General features: G+C 69.9%; 17 protein-coding genes. 4 read left to right on the top strand and 13 right to left on the bottom strand.

The annotated features are described in order from the left end of the window. Positions 1-27 precede the first annotated feature (27 nt). The 4 genes from BM175_RS10520 to argH all read right to left on the bottom strand — a co-directional run bounded on the left by BM175_RS10520 (position 28) and on the right by argH (position 5827). Positions 28-2649 carry a TIGR02302 family protein gene (locus tag BM175_RS10520; RefSeq protein WP_090962826.1) on the bottom strand — a complete coding sequence of 874 codons (2622 nt, stop codon included), beginning with the start codon at positions 2647-2649 and terminating at the stop codon, positions 28-30. 178 nt (positions 2650-2827) lie between these two features. Then, complete coding sequence (gene lysA, locus BM175_RS10515; RefSeq protein WP_090962825.1) at positions 2828-4093, bottom strand: diaminopimelate decarboxylase; 1266 nt, start codon at positions 4091-4093, stop codon at positions 2828-2830. Between the two features lie 18 nt (positions 4094-4111). After that, positions 4112-4369 carry a hypothetical protein gene (locus BM175_RS10510; RefSeq protein ID WP_139224604.1) on the bottom strand — a complete coding sequence of 86 codons (258 nt, stop codon included), beginning with the start codon at positions 4367-4369 and terminating at the stop codon, positions 4112-4114. Between the two features lie 81 nt (positions 4370-4450). Continuing rightward, positions 4451-5827, bottom strand: coding sequence for an argininosuccinate lyase (gene argH / locus BM175_RS10505; protein ID WP_090962821.1), 1377 nt, complete (start codon positions 5825-5827; stop codon positions 4451-4453). 43 nt (positions 5828-5870) lie between these two features. Here argH and tlpA point away from each other — a divergent pair, with 43 nt between their 5' ends. Beyond that, positions 5871-6545, top strand: a complete 675-nt coding sequence (tlpA, locus tag BM175_RS10500; RefSeq protein ID WP_090963057.1) for a thiol:disulfide interchange protein TlpA — start codon at positions 5871-5873, stop codon at positions 6543-6545. A gap of 3 nt (positions 6546-6548) precedes the next feature. Here tlpA and BM175_RS10495 read toward each other — a convergent pair whose 3' ends face one another. The 7 genes from BM175_RS10495 to BM175_RS10465 all read right to left on the bottom strand — a co-directional run bounded on the left by BM175_RS10495 (position 6549) and on the right by BM175_RS10465 (position 11368). Continuing rightward, positions 6549-6767, bottom strand: coding sequence for an alkylphosphonate utilization protein (locus BM175_RS10495; protein WP_244545957.1), 219 nt, complete (start codon positions 6765-6767; stop codon positions 6549-6551). Between the two features lie 14 nt (positions 6768-6781). Then, positions 6782-7660 (bottom strand): 3-hydroxybutyryl-CoA dehydrogenase, encoded by an 879-nt coding sequence (locus BM175_RS10490; RefSeq protein WP_090962818.1) that lies wholly within the window; start codon positions 7658-7660, stop codon positions 6782-6784. Positions 7661-7683: 23 nt separating this feature from the next. Then, positions 7684-8613 carry an electron transfer flavoprotein subunit alpha/FixB family protein gene (locus tag BM175_RS10485; RefSeq protein ID WP_090962816.1) on the bottom strand — a complete coding sequence of 310 codons (930 nt, stop codon included), beginning with the start codon at positions 8611-8613 and terminating at the stop codon, positions 7684-7686. A gap of 49 nt (positions 8614-8662) precedes the next feature. Beyond that, the gene (locus BM175_RS10480; protein ID WP_090962814.1) at positions 8663-9409 is read right to left on the bottom strand and encodes an electron transfer flavoprotein subunit beta/FixA family protein; all 747 of its coding nucleotides are present in this window, start codon (positions 9407-9409) and stop codon (positions 8663-8665) included. A gap of 165 nt (positions 9410-9574) precedes the next feature. Next, the gene (locus BM175_RS10475; RefSeq protein WP_090962813.1) at positions 9575-10147 is read right to left on the bottom strand and encodes a cob(I)yrinic acid a,c-diamide adenosyltransferase; all 573 of its coding nucleotides are present in this window, start codon (positions 10145-10147) and stop codon (positions 9575-9577) included. 62 nt (positions 10148-10209) lie between these two features. Next, positions 10210-10398 carry a twin transmembrane helix small protein gene (locus tag BM175_RS10470; protein ID WP_090963055.1) on the bottom strand — a complete coding sequence of 63 codons (189 nt, stop codon included), beginning with the start codon at positions 10396-10398 and terminating at the stop codon, positions 10210-10212. 73 nt (positions 10399-10471) lie between these two features. Then, the gene (locus BM175_RS10465; RefSeq protein ID WP_090962811.1) at positions 10472-11368 is read right to left on the bottom strand and encodes a DMT family transporter; all 897 of its coding nucleotides are present in this window, start codon (positions 11366-11368) and stop codon (positions 10472-10474) included. 170 nt (positions 11369-11538) lie between these two features. Between BM175_RS10465 and BM175_RS10460 the strand changes: the two genes are divergently transcribed. Then, positions 11539-12492 carry an AEC family transporter gene (locus tag BM175_RS10460; RefSeq protein WP_090962809.1) on the top strand — a complete coding sequence of 318 codons (954 nt, stop codon included), beginning with the start codon at positions 11539-11541 and terminating at the stop codon, positions 12490-12492. Here the strand turns inward: BM175_RS10460 and gluQRS are convergent. Then, entirely contained in the window at positions 12428-13363 is a 936-nt protein-coding gene (gene gluQRS, locus BM175_RS10455; RefSeq protein WP_090962807.1) for a tRNA glutamyl-Q(34) synthetase GluQRS, read from the bottom strand. The two genes, BM175_RS10460 and gluQRS, sit on opposite strands and share 65 nt — an antisense overlap. A gap of 44 nt (positions 13364-13407) precedes the next feature. Between gluQRS and BM175_RS10450 the strand changes: the two genes are divergently transcribed. Continuing rightward, on the top strand, positions 13408-14064 hold the full coding sequence (locus BM175_RS10450; protein WP_090962805.1) for a DNA-3-methyladenine glycosylase family protein: 657 nt from the start codon (positions 13408-13410) through the stop codon (positions 14062-14064). Positions 14065-14243: 179 nt separating this feature from the next. Next, positions 14244-14804 carry an HNH endonuclease gene (locus BM175_RS10445; protein WP_055893092.1) on the top strand — a complete coding sequence of 187 codons (561 nt, stop codon included), beginning with the start codon at positions 14244-14246 and terminating at the stop codon, positions 14802-14804. 39 nt (positions 14805-14843) lie between these two features. Here BM175_RS10445 and BM175_RS10440 read toward each other — a convergent pair whose 3' ends face one another. Next, on the bottom strand, positions 14844-15374 hold the full coding sequence (locus tag BM175_RS10440) for a disulfide bond formation protein B (protein WP_090962803.1): 531 nt from the start codon (positions 15372-15374) through the stop codon (positions 14844-14846). Positions 15375-15444 lie beyond the last annotated feature (70 nt).

The raw sequence follows: 15444 nt of genomic DNA, 5'->3' as shown, positions 1-15444 counted from the left end.
CTTCCGCGCCAACCCGCCGGCGACGCGTCAGGGCGTCTGCAGGAGGCGCTCGAGGTACTGCCGCTCCTGTTCCGGCGACAGCTGGTGGCCGAGGCGATCGCGGATCTGGTCGAGGATGCGGCGCGCGCGCTGGATGTCGATCTCGTCGGGCACGCCGACATCCTGCCCGAAGTCCGGTCCCTGCGTCTGGCGTTCGCGACCGAGCGGGTCGCGGCCGGAGCGCTGCTGGCCCGGAGCCTGACCGAACTGGCCGGGACCACCCGGCTGCATGCCTTGGCCCGGCTGCTGGCCCTCGCCCTGCCCTTGCCCCTGCATCGCCTGCATCTGGTTCATCGCGTCCTGCGCGCCGCGGCGGAGCGCGCTCATCGCCTCGCCCTGCTGGCCGACGGCCTCGCCATCGTCGCCCTGGCCGATCGCGCCTTCAGCCCGCCCCATCGATTCGCCGGCCTGGCCGAGGTCGTCGCTCGGCTGCAGTCCCTGACCGCGCATCGCCTCCTGCAGAGCCTGAAGGTCCTTCTGAAGCTGGCCCTGCTCGGCCTGCAGGCGTTCCTGCATGGCGCGCAGCTCCTCCGCCGTCATCGGGGCCTGCTGCCCTTGCTGACCCTCCTGTCCCTGCTGAGGCTGCTGGCCCTCTCGACCCGGTTCGCCGCCGCGCTCATTCTCCATCTGGCGGCGCATCTGCTGCCGGCCGAGCTCGAACGTCTCGTCCATCAGCTTCTGCTGGCGCTGCAGCATCTCGCCGAGCTGGTTCATCTGCTGCTGCATCGGGCTCTGCTGCCCGGACTGCTGCTGGCCCTGGTTCGGGCGCATGGCCTGCAGGCTGTCCATCATCTCGCGCAGTTCCGACAGAAGCTGCTGCGCGGCGTCCTTCGACCCGGAGCGTGCGAGGTCCTCGATCTTGTCGAGCATCCGGTCGAGATCCTGAGGGCGGATCTCCTGCGCTTCGCCCATCTGCGACAGGCTCTGCGGCGGCATGTTGCGCATCGCCTCGGCCATGGCCTGCATGTATTCCTGCATGGCCTGGCGCAGCTCCTGCATGAGCTTGGCGATCTCCTCGTCGCTTGCGCCGTTCTCGAGCGCCTCGCTGAGCTGCTCCTGCAGGTCGCGAAGCCGCCGCTCGGAGGCGCCGAGATCGCCGTCCTCGATGCCGATCGCGATCTGCCAGAGGAAATCGACCGCCGAGACCAGCGTCTCGTCGTCCGGCGCGTGGGCGATGCGCTCGCGCACGGCGCGCAGCGCCAGGTAGTGCGAGGGGTTCGGAATGAACTCGTCGCCGCGCAGCGTGATCGCGTCGAGCATCGAGACGACGCGCGGCACGGCGTTGGCGTCGAGCGCGAGGATCCGGCGCTGCTCGACCACGGCCCGCGCCATCGGGTCGGTGAAGCGGCGCTCGGGGAGCGTCACCTCCAGCGGCGGCGTCTCGCCGACCTGTCCGGCATCGTCGCGCACGGTCAGCGTCAGCGCGGCGCGCGTTCCGGCATAGGGGCTGTCGGCGAGCGCGAGGCTGGTGCGCCCTTCCGACTCGCCCGCGCGTCGGCGCGGCAGGGACAGGGCCGGCTCGGGCGGCGCGATTAGCGGCCGCGCGCCGGGCGCCACCGGCTCGCGCGTCGCGAGCTTGGCCTCGCCCGACGCGACGCCGTAGTCGTCGCTCACCGCAAAGGCGAGATTGAGCGAGCCGTTGCGCCCCGGCTCCGGCTCTCCGCGGAAGGCGACGGTCGGCGCATGGTCCGGGGTGACCGAAAAGGTCCAGGCGCCGAGTTCGCGGAACGTCGTCGCGATGCGCGCGGTGCCGCTGGCCTGGAGGGGAAGCTCGTACTCGCCGGCCACGGGCGCATCGGCCTCCTCGAGCGCCGCCGCATCGGCCGGCGCCTGCCCCTCGGGCACGACGGGCGCGATCGGTGCGGCATCGCTGCCCTCCGGCCGAAAGCTCACGTCGGTGCCGCGGCGGTCGGACACGCGCAGCGACAGGACGGTGCCCTCCGGGACCTCGATCGGGCCGGTCGCGCCCACATCGGCGCTGAGAAGGATCGGCGCGCGGCCGGTGTAACCCGGCGGCGTCGCCCAGGCATCGACCCGCACGCCCGCGACGAGCGCGGTCTCGAACGGCGCCACGGCATCGGCGATGCGCCCGCCCCGCGGCCCGAAGGAGAAGGCGAATCCGGTGACGACGAGGAGCGCCAGCACGGCGCGCAGGCCATAAGGGTCGATCGCATAGGTGCGCGTGCGCGGCCCCGACGCGCGAAGGCCCCGGAGCCGCTCGGCCATGCGGCGCTGGTGCTCGCGCCAGAGCGCGGCGGCGAAATCGTCGCCCGCCGGCACCCGGTCCTCCTGCGCCTGCAACGGCTGGTGCTGGAGCGCGCTGTCGGCCTCGACCCGCCGCGCGACGTCCGCCTTGGTCGGCAGGCGCACGCGCCGCGCGCCCCAGAGGATGGCAAGAGCGCCGAGAGCAAGGACGACGAGTAGCGCGATGCGCAGCCAGTCCGGCACGGCGGCGAGGATGCCGAACCAGGCGAGGACGAGGAAGATGCCACCGAGCGCCACGAGGCGCACCGCGACCGGCCAGGTCCGCTCGACCAGAAGCGCGGCAAAGGCGGCACCGCGCACGGAGGCGGTGCGGGCCATGTCGAAGCCGGAGGTTTCAGGACCCATGAAGCCGCTTTCGAAACGGGCGGGCCGTGCCGCCGCCGGCTCGGGCTCCGCGCCTCATCGCGAGGGGCGTGGCCGGCGATCGCAGCCGCCGGGCGCCCTCAAGTCATTCAACAGACTAACAGCTTTTGAGGCGAAGGCGAGGCGCTGACGCGGGCGTGATGCCGCGCCGTCCCAGGTCTCAGAGCCAGGGCGGCAGGCGGTCGAGCGCAATCAGGTCCTCGACCTCCATGCGCGAGCGCACCACGGCGTAGGCGTCGTACTTCACCAGCACCTCGGGCACCAGCGCCCGCGTGTTGTAGGTGCCGGACTGCACGGCCCCGTAGGCCCCGGCCGAGGCGACGGCGAGAAGATCGCCGGCGTTCGCCGCCGGCAGCGAGCGGTCCTTGGCGAGGAAGTCGCCGCTCTCGCAGACCGGGCCGACCACATCGGCGGTCACGAAATCGGCATCGCGATCGGGCTCCACCACGGGCCGGATCTCGTGCCAGGCCTCGTAGAGCGTCGGGCGGATCAGGTCGTTCATCGCGGCGTCGACGATCAGGAAGGTGCGACCCGCCTCTTCCTTGCGGTAGATCACCGAGGTGACGAGGATGCCGGCATTGGCGGCGATCAGCCGGCCCGGCTCGAAGATCACCTTGGCGCCGAGGTCGCGCACATGCCGCTTGACGATCTCGGCATAGGCCGGGGGTCCGGGCGGCAGCTCGTTGGACTGGCGGTAGGGCACGCCGAGCCCGCCGCCGAGGTCGATATGGGTGATGTCGTGGCCCCGGCCGCGCAGGCGGCGCACGAGTTCGGCGAGCTTGGCGAAGGCGAGGTCGAAGGGCTCGAGATCGACGATCTGCGAGCCGATATGCATGTCGATGCCCGAGACCGCGATGCCCGGCAGCGTCGCCGCAAGGTCGTAGACCGCCTCGGCACGCTCGAAGGCGATGCCGAACTTGTCGGACTTCTTGCCGGTCGAGATCTTGACATGCGTGCGGGCGTCGACGTCCGGGTTGATGCGGAACGAGACACGGGCGGTGCGCCCCGAAGCGGAAGCGCGCACCGAGATGGCGTGAAGCTCGGGTTCCGATTCGACGTTGAAGCAGAAGATGCCGGCGTTGAGGCCCGCGTCGATCTCGGCCGCCGTCTTGCCGACGCCGGAGAACATGATCTTCTCCGCCGGAATGCCGGCGGCGAGCGCCCGCGCGAGTTCACCACCCGACACGACGTCGGCGCCGGCACCCAGCGCCGCCAGCGTCTTCAGCACCGCCTGGTTGGAGTTCGCCTTCATCGCGTAGCAGACGGTGGCGTCGATGTCGGCGAAGGCGTCGGCGAAGACGCGGTAGTGCCGCGTCAGCGTCGCGGTGGAATAGCAGTAGAACGGCGTGCCGACGTCGGCCGCGATCGACCTGAGATCGACGCCCTCGGCATGGAGGATGCCGTCCCGGTATTCGAAATGGTTCATGGCGTCGCCTTGGGCGGTCTAGTTCAGAAGGCCGTCGAGGACGAAGCGCTTCTTCTCGGCATTCGGGTTGGTGGTGACTTCGGTCGGCAGCACCGAGCGATCGCTGGCGAGCGGCGCGACCTTCGGCAGGCGGGCGGTGCCGGTCGCGTCGGGAACGATGGCTCGCGACACCTGCCCGTCGGCACGCGTCGCCACGGGCACGGCCTTGCGCCCGCATCCGGCCAGCGCCAAGGCGGCCACGAGGCCGAGGCAGATCGCGTAAGCTGGTTTCGTCATGCTGTCCGGCATCCCGTCGCCCATCGGTCCGGGCGCGTCGCGCCCGGCTGCCTCGTGCTTACCCCGTCCGCGCAGCTTTCTCTAGCCTTCGGCACTCAAGCGCTCGCGCCAAGCCTTGGCTTGTGCGCGCACGCCCTCGGGTGCCGTGCCGCCGAAGCTCGTCCGGCTGGCGACCGATGCGTCCACGGAGAGGACCGAATAGATCTCCTCGCCGATCCGCGCCTCGATCGACCGGAGGTCGGCGAGCGGCAGGTCCTCCAGCGCGACGCGACGCTCCTCGGCGAGCGCCACGACGCGGCCGGTCACATGGTGGGCCTCGCGGAACGGCAGCCCGAGTTCGCGCACCAGCCAGTCGGCGAGATCCGTCGCGGTCGAGAAGCCGGCACCCGCCGCCGCGCGCATCTTGGCCGCATTGACCTGGAGATCGCTCACCATGCCGGTCATCGCGGCGAGCGCCAGCGCCAAGCTGTCGACGGCGTCGAAGACCTGCTCCTTGTCCTCCTGCATGTCCTTGGAATAGCTGAGCGGCAGACCTTTCATGATGGTCAGGAGCGCCACCAGCGAGCCGGCGATCCGGCCGGTCTTGGCGCGCACCAGCTCGGCGGCGTCGGGATTCTTCTTCTGCGGCATGATCGACGAACCGGTCGAGAAGGCGTCCGACAGGCGCACGAAGTCGAACTGCGGCGTCGACCAGATCACGATCTCTTCGGCAAGGCGCGACAGGTGCGTGGCACAGATCGCCGAGGCCGACAGGAATTCCAGCGCGTAGTCGCGGTCGGAGACGGAATCCAGCGAGTTGCGCGTCGGCTCGCGGAAGCCGAGCGCCTCCGCCGTGCGATGCCGGTCGATCGGAAAGCCGGTGCCGGCCAGCGCGGCGGCGCCGAGCGGCGATTCGTCCATGCGGCGCATCGCATCCTGCACCCGGCCGCGGTCGCGCGCCGCCATCTCGACATAGGCGAGGCAATGGTGGCCGAAGGTGACGGGCTGAGCGGCCTGAAGATGGGTGAAGCCCGGCATCACGGTCGCCGCATGCTCCTGGGCGCGGGTCAGCAGCGCCTCCTGCAACGCGCGCAGCGCCCGGTCGAGGTCCTGTGCTGCGCCCTTCACGAACAGGCGGAAGTCGACGGCCACCTGGTCGTTGCGCGAGCGCGCAGTGTGCAGACGCCCGGCCGCCGGGCCGATCAGTTCGGCAAGCCGCGCCTCCACGTTCATGTGGATGTCCTCGCGCGCCTTCGAGAAGGCGAAGCGTCCCTCGACGATCTCGGTGCGGATCAACTCCAGACCGCGCCTGATTTCCGCCGCGTCTTCGGCCGAGATGATGCCTTGATTCCCGAGCATTTCGGCATGGGCGATCGACCCGACGATGTCTTCCCGGTAAAGGCGCTTGTCGAAGTCGATCGAGGCGTTGATCGCTTCCATGATCGCGCTGGGACCGGAGGCGAAGCGTCCGCCCCACATCTCGTTGCTCGTCGTCTTGTCCACGAAAAGGCCTTTCCTGCCGATGTCCGACCCGAAGCAGACCCCGTCCCCCGCCCCCCGGCCTTGGGGCACGAAGCGGATCCTGAGCATTGCGCTCGCCGGCGGACTGCTCGCCGGAGCCCTCGGCGTATACGTGATGGAAACGCGCTCTGGCAACGAAGCGGTGGCGGCCTGCCCCGCCGCGGCGGCCCTTTCGGCGGCGCTCGACGGCGCGGCGCGTGGCGAGGTCGCGGCGATGCGTCCGCTGGAGACCCCGTTCGACGTCTCCGCGCTGCGTTTCAAGGACGGGGATGGCCGCGACACCAGCCTCGCCGCCCTGAAGGGCCAGTCGCTCCTCGTCAATCTCTGGGCGACGTGGTGCGCGCCGTGCCGCGCCGAGATGCCGGCGCTCGATCAACTCGAGCGCGAGGCGGGCGACGAGAGCTTCGCGGTGGTGCCGATCAACGTCGACATGGGCGACGACGCCAAGCCACGCAGGTTCTATGCCGAGACGGGCCTCAAGTCCCTGCCCTACTACCGCGACGAGACGATGGGCGTCTTCAACGACCTGAAGCGCCAGGGCGTGGCGCTCGGCCTGCCGGTGACGCTGCTGGTCGACGCGGGCGGCTGCGCGCGGGCCGCGATGAACGGGCCGGCGGAATGGGCGAGCCCCGACGGTCTGCGTCTCATCGACGCCTTGAAGGGCGGTGGCGCCTGACGATCAGGCCTTCTTAAGGAACTCCGTCCGCAGCACAAGGTCCTTTACCTTCTCGGCCCGGCACTCGACGAGATCCGGGTCGCCGGTCAGGCGGATATTCTTCACCAGCGTGCCGCGCTTCAGCGTCACGCTGGTGCCTTTGACCTTAAGGTTCTTGATCAGGGTCACGCTGTCGCCGTCGGAAAGCGGCGTGCCGTTCGAGTCGCACGTGGTGTCGCTCAAGGCCTTTGGACCTCTCAGCGCGTCGGGACCGGCGTCTCGCCGCGATAGTCGTAGAAACCGCGCTTGACCTTGCGGCCGAGCCATCCCGCCTCGACATATTTCACCAGAAGCGGGCACGGCCGATACTTCGAATCGGCGAGGCCGTCGTGCAGCACCTGCATGATCGACAGACAGGTATCGAGTCCGATGAAGTCGGCCAGCTGGAACGGGCCCATCGGATGGTTGGCGCCGAGCCGCATCGAGGCGTCGATCGATTCCACCGAGCCGACGCCCTCGTGCAGCGTGTAGATCGCCTCGTTGATCATTGGGATCAGCACGCGGTTGACGATGAAGCCCGGAAAGTCCTCCGAGATCGTCATCGTCTTGTCGAGGCTGGCGACGAAGCCCTTGGACGCCTCGAACACGGCGTCGTCGGTGGCAATGCCGCGCACCAGCTCGACGAGCTTCATGACCGGCACGGGGTTCATGAAATGGATGCCGAGGAAGCGCTCCGCGCGGTCGGTGCCGGACGCCAGGCGCGTGATCGAAATCGAGGACGTGTTGGACGCGAGGATCGCGTCAGGGCGCAGCACGGGGCAGACCTGCGCGAAGATCCGCCGCTTGATCTCCTCCTTCTCGGTCGCCGCCTCGATCACGAGGTCGCACGGGGCGAGATCGTTGACCCCGTCGGCGGGCTTGAGGCGCTTCAGCGCCGCCTCGCGCGCTTCGGCATCCAGCTTGCCGCCGGCGACGAGCCGATCGAGACCAGAGGCGATCTTCTCGATCCCCTTGGTCGCGAGGTCGAGGCTGACGTCGTAGAGCACGACGTCGTAGCCCGCCTGTGCGCTGACCTGCGCGATTCCCGCGCCCATCTGCCCGGCGCCGATGACGCCCACCGTCCGAATGTTCGTCATCGCGCCCTCCGTATCCGTCCCCGTCAGAGCTTGCCGGTCAGTTCAGGGATGATCTGGAAGATGTCGCCGACGAGGCCGTAGTCGGCGACCTGAAAGATCGGGGCATCCTCGTCCTTGTTGATGGCGACGATGACCTTGGAGTCCTTCATGCCGGCGAGATGCTGGATCGCGCCCGATATGCCGCAGGCGACGTAAAGGTCGGGCGCGACGACCTTGCCGGTCTGGCCGACCTGCCAGTCGTTCGGCGCGTAGCCTGCGTCCACCGCCGCGCGGGACGCGCCGACGGCCGCGCCCAGCTTGTCGGCGAGCGGCAGCATGACCTCCTCGAACTTCTCCTTGGAGCCCAGCGCCCGGCCGCCCGACACGATGACCTTCGCGCCCGACAGCTCCGGGCGTTCGGAATGGACGACGGCCTCCGAGACGAACTTCGACACGGCGGGATCACTCGCGGCCCCGACGCTCTCGACGTAGGCCGAGCCACCCTCGGCCGCTGCCGCGAAGGCCGCGGTGCGCACGGTCAGCACCTTGATCTTGTCGGTAGAGCGCACCGTCTCGACCGCGTTGCCGGCATAGACCGGACGCTCGAACGTATCGGTGCCATGCACGGCGATCACGTCCGACACCTGCATGACGTCGAGGAGCGCCGCCGCGCGCGGCAGGGCGTTCTTGAGGGCCGCAGTCGCCGGCGCGACGATCGCGTCATAGCTCGGGGCAAGCTGCACGACGAGGGCGGCCAGCGGCTCGGCGAGGTGGTGGCCGAGGCCGGCGGCGTCGGCATGCAGCACCTTGGCGACGCCCTGGAGCTTGGCAGCGGCCTCGGCGACCGCGGCGGAGCCCTCGCCGGCCACGAGGACATGGACGTCGCCGCCGAGTTGGCTTGCGGCGGTCAGCGCCTTGGCGGTCTCGCCCGAGAGCGTCGTGTTGTCGTGTTCGGCGATCAGAAGCGTGGTCATGGAACGGATCTCGCGAAAAAGAGGGAGCGGGGCGTCGGTCGCGGGCGGCTCAAACCAGCCCAGCGCCCTTGAGGGCCGAAACCAGCTCGTCCACCGAGCCGACCTTGACGCCCGCCTGCCGGCCCTTCGGTTCGGCGACCTTGACGACCTCGAGGCGGGGCGAGAGATCGACGCCGAACTCGGCCGCGTCCCGCTCCTCCAGCGGCTTCTTCTTCGCCTTCATGATGTTGGGGAGCGAGGCATAGCGCGGCTCGTTGAGGCGAAGGTCGGTGGTGATGATCGCCGGAAGCCGGAGGCCGACCGTCTGGAGACCGCCGTCCACCTCGCGCGTGACGTTCAGCGCGCCGTCCGCCACCTCGACCTTCGAGGCGAACGTGCCCTGCGCCCAGCCGAGAAGGCCGGCGAGCATCTGGCCGGTCTGGTTGCAGTCGTCGTCGATCGCCTGCTTGCCGAGGATCACGAGGTCGGGCTTCTCGGCCTCGACGACGCCCTTGAGGAGCTTGGCCACGGTGAGCGGCTCGAGACGCCCTTCGGCCTTCACGAGGATGCCGCGGTCGGCACCCATGGCGAGCGCCGTGCGGATCGTCTCCTGCGCCTGGGCCGGGCCGGCCGATACCACGACGATCTCGGTGGCCGCACCCTTCTCCCTAAGGCGCAGCGCCTCCTCCACCGCGATCTCGTCGAACGGGTTCATCGACATCTTCACGTTGGCGAGCTCGACGCCCGTCCCGTCCGCCTTCACCCGGACCTTCACGTTGTAGTCGACGACACGCTTCACGCAGACGAGAATCTTCATGCGGGGCTTCCCTGTCTTGGCCCGTTTCGAGTCGCGCTTCGGGCCGGTCTCTCAAGCTCCGACTGTCTTAAGGAGACGGCGAAGCGGGTTCAAGCGAGCGGATGGCAGCCCGGCTCGATGGATCGCGCTGGACGCTATATTCCTTTGACGTAAAGGTCAAAGCGTTCAGCGGTTCGCGCCGGGCACCCACAGGACGTCGCCGCGCCCGCCGTCGTTCGCATGGCGCGCCGCGACGAAGAGATAGTCCGACAGGCGATTGACGTATTTCAGCGCAGCGTTCGAGACGCGCTCGCCCTCGCGGCGCGACAGCTCGACCATATGCCGCTCGGCCCGTCGCGCGACGGTGCGGGCGACGTGCAACCGGCTCGACGTCGCGGCGCCGGCGGGAAGAACGAAGGAGTTTAGAGGCTGGAGGTCGGCATTCAGCCGGTCGATCTCGCGCTCCAGCCAGTCGACCTGCGCCGGCACGATCGCCAGCCGCTCGAACGGCAGCGGTTCGTCGGTTTCGGGGGTCGCGAGATCGGCGCCGAGATCGAAGAGGTCGTTCTGAATGCGCGACAGGCTGGCGTCGAGTTCGGGCGACGCGTCGAGGCGCGCGACGCCGATCAGCGAGTTCGCCTCGTCCACCGTGCCGTAAGCCTCGATCCTGAGATCGCTCTTGAGGCGCCGCTCGCCGCTGCCGAGCGCCGTCGTCCCCTTGTCGCCGGTGCGCGTGTAAATCTTGGTGAGCCGGACCATGCTTAGTTTCCCCGTCGCCATGTCGCGCCCCATCTAGGACGCGGCGCGGCCGGGAAAACGGCTCAGCGTGCGAAGTAGAGGGCGCCCACGATCACGGCGACCGCGATCGCCTGCAGCATGACGCGCGCGCGCATCAGCTTCTGCGAGGTGTTGCCCGGACCGCCGCGCATCATGTTGGCAAGGCCCATAACGAGGACCACGGCGACCGCGACCATGAAAATCACGGCGAGGATGGTGAAGATCGTCGACATCTGGCTTCTTTCCGGCTGCTGGCCGCTGGGCGGGATATAGGTGTTCACGCGCGCGTGCGCGAGCACCGCGACGTCATGCCTCGCGGCCGCGCCGGCCGATCTGCAGCGCGCCGGTGGCCGCCGCGACGCCGCCGGCCGCCAGCGCCATGCCGAGAAGCTGCACCGCGGTCAGCTGCTCGCCGAAGAGCACGAAGGTCTGCAGCGCGGTGACGGCCGGCACCAGATACATCAGCGAGGCGACGCGCGAGACCGCCCCTTCGCGGATGAGGTAGAGAAGCAGGAAGATCGCCCCGATCGACAGCGCCAGCGTCAGCCAGACCAGCGCGAGCACCATTTCGGCGGCCCAGTCGACCTGCATGGTCTCGAAGGCATAGGCGGCCATGAAGGTCGGCAGCAGCGCCCCGACATATTGAACCGCCGTTCCGACGCGCAGGTCGAGGCTGCCGACGAACCGCTTCTGCCACACGGTGCCGAGCGAGATGCCGGCGACGGCGCCGAGCGCCGGCATCAGCTGCCCGATCGTGAAGCCGCCGGCGTTCCCGAGCTTGGGCGCGACCACGAGGCCGACGCCGACGAGGCCGACGCCGAGCCCCATCCAGTGCCGCGCGGTGACCCGCTCGCCAATGAGCGAGGCGGCGAGAAGCGCGGTGAGGAGCGGCTGCAGCCCTGCCACCAGCGCCGTCACGCCAGCCGGCAGCCCGTGGCGCACGGCGAAGAACACGCCGCCGAGATAGAGCCCATGGATGAGGCTGCCGGCAAACGCGGCATGGGCGAGACGCGGCACCGTCACGCCCTTGGCACTGCGCAGCGCGAAGGCGGCCATCGGCACGAGGATCACGAGCGCTAGCGCATAGCGCATCGAGAGGAACGTGAACGGCTCGACATGGGGCATGGCGTAGCGCGCGCCGACGAAGCCGGTGGACCACAGAAACACGAAGATGGCCGGGAAGAAGGGAAGAAGCCGGCGCAAGGCCCGAAGATCCTTTCATGCAGCGCCGCACGATCTCGCGATCGTTCCGGCGACAAGCCCGCGATACCAGCCGGGCGGCATGCGTCAAGCCCGCGGGCCGTTCGATTGCGCCTCGCCTCGCCCGGTCTGCCGCGGTAACGGGAGGCACGATCCGCCGCAGCCGAGATGCCATGACGCTCGTCCTTTCCGTCGTCGCCCCGATCTTCGTCCTGATCGCGCTCGGCACGCTGTCGGCGAAGGCCGGCTACCTCCCTGGCTCGACCGGCGACGCGCTGTCGGGCTTCGTGTTCAAGGTCGCGGTGCCCGCCCTGATGTTCCGCACGGTCGCCACGGCCGACTTCGGCGAGGCGAACCCTCTCCTTCTCTGGATCGCGTATTTCGCGGGCGTTGCGCCGGTCTATGCCGCCGGAATGTGGATCGGACGGCGCTTTGCGGGCACCGACCGGCGCGGCGCGGTGATCGCCGGCGTCTCGGCGAGCTTCTCCAACCTCATCTTCGTCGGCGTGCCGATGACCGAGCGCGCCTTCGGCCGCGAAGGGCTCGACGTCCTCGCCCTGCTGCTCGCGATCCACCTGCCGACCATGATGCTGGTCTCGACGCTGCTTCTGGAGCGGGCCGGGCTCGGCGACGCGCGCGACCGGGGCGAGACGGCCTCGTTCTCGCCGCGCCGCGTCGTCGGGCAGGTCGCGCGCAACCTGTCGCGCAACGCGCTGGTGGTAGGTCTGGCGCTCGGCGCGCTCTGGCGCTGGACCGGCCTGCCGCTCGACGGGCCGCACGGCGAGGTGGTCCGGCTGGTGGCGGGAACCGCGGGGCCGACGGCGCTCTTCGCGCTCGGCATGTCGATGGTGCGCTTTCCCATCGGTTCCGACCGCGCGGCGCCGCTCGCCCTCGCTGCGCTGGCGCTTCTCGTGCAGCCGGGGATCGTCTTCGCCGTCGGCGTCGCCATCCTGCCGCCGCTGTGGCTGGCCGTCGCGGTGGCGGCCGCCGCCTGCCCCGTCGGCGTCAACGCCTATCTCTTCGCGACCTTTTTCCGCACCGGCGAGCGGCTGGCGGCCGGCGTCATCGTTCTATCGACGCTCCTGTCGGCCCTGACGCTGACGGGGTGGCTGGCTCTGGTGCCGTGAGCCCCACCATGCGGCGGATGTCGGCGGGCGAGAGCCCGGCCTCGCGCAGCGTGCGAAGCGCCACGTCGCCCCGGCTCTTCGAGAGCTTGCGCCCGTCCGGCCCGAGGACGAGGTCGTGATGGCGATAGACCGGCACGGGCAGCGCGAGAAGCGCCTGAAGCACCCGGTGCACCGAGGTCGAGGCCAGAAGGTCGCGTCCGCGCACGACATGCGTGATACCCTGGAGGGCATCGTCCACCACCACCGACAGATGGTAGCTCGTCGGCGTCTCGCGGCGCGCCAGCACCACGTCGCCCCAGAGCGCCGGCTCGGCCGCGATCTCGATCGCCTCGCCACCGCCGGTCTCCAGGAAGGCGAGCGGTCGCCCGAGCCGCCGCAGCGCGGCCGTCATGTCGAGACGCCAGGCGAAAGGCGCGCCGGACGCGATTTTCAGCTTACGCTCCCGGCCGCCGCGCGATCGGTCGAGGGCGGGGTAGAGCGGCGCGCCATCGGGATCGAGCGGCCACGGACGCCCCTCGCGCGCCTCGAAGGCGGCGGCATGGCGGCGGATCTCGCCTCGCGTCATGAAGGCGGGATAGGCGAGGCCTTCGGCGACGAGGACGTCGAGCGCCGCGCGGTAGTCGTCGAAATGCTCGCTCTGCCGACGCACCGGCGTCTCGAAGGGAACGCCGAGCCAGGCGACGTCCTCCAAAAGCATGGCTTCCAGCTCCGGCGTGCAGCGGACAGGGTCGATGTCCTCGAGACGCAGGAGGAGGCGCCCCCCGCTCGCAGCGGCAAGATCGGCATTCATGAGCGCCGACGCGGCGTGCCCGAGATGCAGGAGCCCGTTCGGGCTCGGCGCGAATCGAAAGACGGGCGGAGCGGCGACCATGCTCCCCTATCTCATGCGGTCCGGGCGGCGAAAAGGAGCGGGCGATGATCCGGACACAAGGAGATGTGGAGCGCGACCTCGCAGCCCTTCTCGTGCTCGACACGCGCCTTCGGCCGATCGCAGCCACCGCCGGCACCGTTCCCCTCCGCCCCGGTTCGCCCGGTCTCGACGGCCTCGTCGCGACCGTGGTCGCCCAGCAGGTCTCGCGCGCCAGCGCGACCGCGATCCTCGGCCGCCTCGCGCGGCTGGTCGACCTGTCCGACGCCGGCGCTCTCGCCCACGCATCCGACGAGACGCTGCGCGAGGCGGGGCTTTCCGCCGCCAAGATGCGCACGTTGCGGGCGGTCGCGGCGGCGATCCTGCGCGGCGACCTCGCGCTCGACCGGGTGGCGCTCATGCCGGCCGACGAGGCGGTGGCGGCGCTCGTCGCGCTGCCGGGCATCGGGCGCTGGACGGCGGAGTGCCATCTCCTCTTCGGGGTCGGCCATCCCGACATCTTCCCCGCCGGCGACCTCGCGCTGCGAATTGCGGTGGGCCGCGGCCTCGGGCTCGGGGAGCGGCCGCCCGAGCGCGTGGTGGCGCAGGCGGCCGCCGCCTGGCGGCCCCACCGCTCGGTCGCCGCGCGGCTGTTCTGGGCCTATTACGCCGCGCTCCTCCGGCGCGATGCTGCGCCCGTCGCAGCGCCGCCGGGCGAGGCGTGACGCCGCAGGGGTCCGACCTGTCTGTGCATGGCGTTTTGCAAGCGACGCCAAAGGCTTCACAAAGGCGACACGATAGGCCACGATAAAGGTGACGCATATGAAACGTGCATGAGCATACGGTTTCGCAAAACCGGCTCCCGTTCTTGCGAAACCTCTGCCTTGCGTGAAGGAGAAGCTCCTTGACGATCGCAGTGCCGTCTTCCTTGTCTCCGGCGCTTGTCCTCAACGCCGACTATCGCCCGCTGAGCTACTATCCGCTGTCCTTGTGGTCGTGGCAGGACGCGATCAAGGCCGTGTTCCTCGACCGCGTGACGATCCTTGCCGAGTACGACCGGGCCGTTCACAGCCCGACCTTCTCGATGCGGCTACCCTCGGTCGTGTGCCTGAAGTCCTACGTGAAGCCGGCCCGGCACCCAGCCTTCACGCGCTTCAACGTGTTCCTGCGCGACCGCTTCCAGTGCCAGTACTGCGGCTCGCCGCACGAGTTGACCTTCGACCACGTGATCCCGCGCTCGCGCGGCGGCCTCACCACCTGGGAAAACGTCGTCGCCGCCTGCTCGCCCTGCAACCTCAAGAAGGGCGGCCTGATGCCGCGCGACGCGGGGATGCACCCGCACCAGACGCCATACCAGCCGACCGTGCACGACCTGCACAACAACGGCCGGCAATTCCCGCCGAACTTCCTGCACGAAAGCTGGCTCGACTATCTCTACTGGGACACCGAGTTGGAAGCCGAATAGAAGCCCGCGCGACCTGCAAGGTCGGCGGGCTTTTCTCGTTCAGGCGAAGCGGTCGCCCCGCGCCAGCGCGCTGCGCAGCGCCAGCGCCGCGAGCACGGTGGCGATCAGCGCGTTCCAGCCGGCGAGCGACACGCCGAGGATGCGCAGTGCCGCCTCCGAGCAGGAGGGCGGACGCACCGCGTCGATCGAGGACAGGAGATCGACGGAAAGATCCACCGCGCCGCCCGCCGCGCAGTCGGCGGGTCCGGCCCAGAATCCCCACTCGACGCCGGCATGGTAGACGCCGAGGGCAGCTGCCCAGAGCATCAGGAGCCCGACGACCAGAAGAAGGCCGCGCGTCACGATGGCCGGTGCGCGGAGCTTCGACGCCGCGAGCGCCGCCAGCGCCACGGGAATGCCGATGTAGTAGGGCGTCCGCTGCTCCAGACAGAGGGCGCAGGGCATGTAGCCGCCGACATGCTGGAACAGGAGCGCGCCCCCGACCGTCGCCGCCATGCCGCCCGCGAGCAGCGCTGCCGAAAGGGTCTGCCGGAAGCCCGTGCGACCCTGGAATGTGACCTGCCCCGCCATGTCCTTGAAAACTCCGCTCCGATGCCGCCGCGTCACGCCGCCCGCCCGCCGGGCGCTATGGACGCATTCG

The organism is Aureimonas phyllosphaerae (assembly GCF_900113065.1).
In the GTDB taxonomy this organism is placed as follows: domain Bacteria; phylum Pseudomonadota; class Alphaproteobacteria; order Rhizobiales; family Rhizobiaceae; genus Aureimonas; species Aureimonas phyllosphaerae.
This window is presented reverse-complemented; position numbering and strand designations above follow the sequence as displayed.

What these genes read in the sequence shown, in the direction of transcription:
- BM175_RS10520 (WP_090962826.1), bottom strand. Translation starts at nt 2,649, where the DNA reads ATGGGTCCTGAAACCTCCGGCTTCGACATGGCCCGCACCGCCTCCGTG.
- lysA (WP_090962825.1), bottom strand. Translation starts at nt 4,093, where the DNA reads ATGAACCATTTCGAATACCGGGACGGCATCCTCCATGCCGAGGGCGTC.
- BM175_RS10510 (WP_139224604.1), bottom strand. Translation starts at nt 4,369, where the DNA reads ATGACGAAACCAGCTTACGCGATCTGCCTCGGCCTCGTGGCCGCCTTG.
- argH (WP_090962821.1), bottom strand. Translation starts at nt 5,827, where the DNA reads ATGTGGGGCGGACGCTTCGCCTCCGGTCCCAGCGCGATCATGGAAGCG.
- tlpA (WP_090963057.1), top strand. Translation starts at nt 5,871, where the DNA reads ATGTCCGACCCGAAGCAGACCCCGTCCCCCGCCCCCCGGCCTTGGGGC.
- BM175_RS10490 (WP_090962818.1), bottom strand. Translation starts at nt 7,660, where the DNA reads ATGACGAACATTCGGACGGTGGGCGTCATCGGCGCCGGGCAGATGGGC.
- BM175_RS10485 (WP_090962816.1), bottom strand. Translation starts at nt 8,613, where the DNA reads ATGACCACGCTTCTGATCGCCGAACACGACAACACGACGCTCTCGGGC.
- BM175_RS10480 (WP_090962814.1), bottom strand. Translation starts at nt 9,409, where the DNA reads ATGAAGATTCTCGTCTGCGTGAAGCGTGTCGTCGACTACAACGTGAAG.
- BM175_RS10475 (WP_090962813.1), bottom strand. Translation starts at nt 10,147, where the DNA reads ATGGTCCGGCTCACCAAGATTTACACGCGCACCGGCGACAAGGGGACG.
- BM175_RS10470 (WP_090963055.1), bottom strand. Translation starts at nt 10,398, where the DNA reads ATGTCGACGATCTTCACCATCCTCGCCGTGATTTTCATGGTCGCGGTC.
- BM175_RS10460 (WP_090962809.1), top strand. Translation starts at nt 11,539, where the DNA reads ATGACGCTCGTCCTTTCCGTCGTCGCCCCGATCTTCGTCCTGATCGCG.
- gluQRS (WP_090962807.1), bottom strand. Translation starts at nt 13,363, where the DNA reads ATGGTCGCCGCTCCGCCCGTCTTTCGATTCGCGCCGAGCCCGAACGGG.
- BM175_RS10450 (WP_090962805.1), top strand. Translation starts at nt 13,408, where the DNA reads ATGATCCGGACACAAGGAGATGTGGAGCGCGACCTCGCAGCCCTTCTC.
- BM175_RS10440 (WP_090962803.1), bottom strand. Translation starts at nt 15,374, where the DNA reads ATGGCGGGGCAGGTCACATTCCAGGGTCGCACGGGCTTCCGGCAGACC.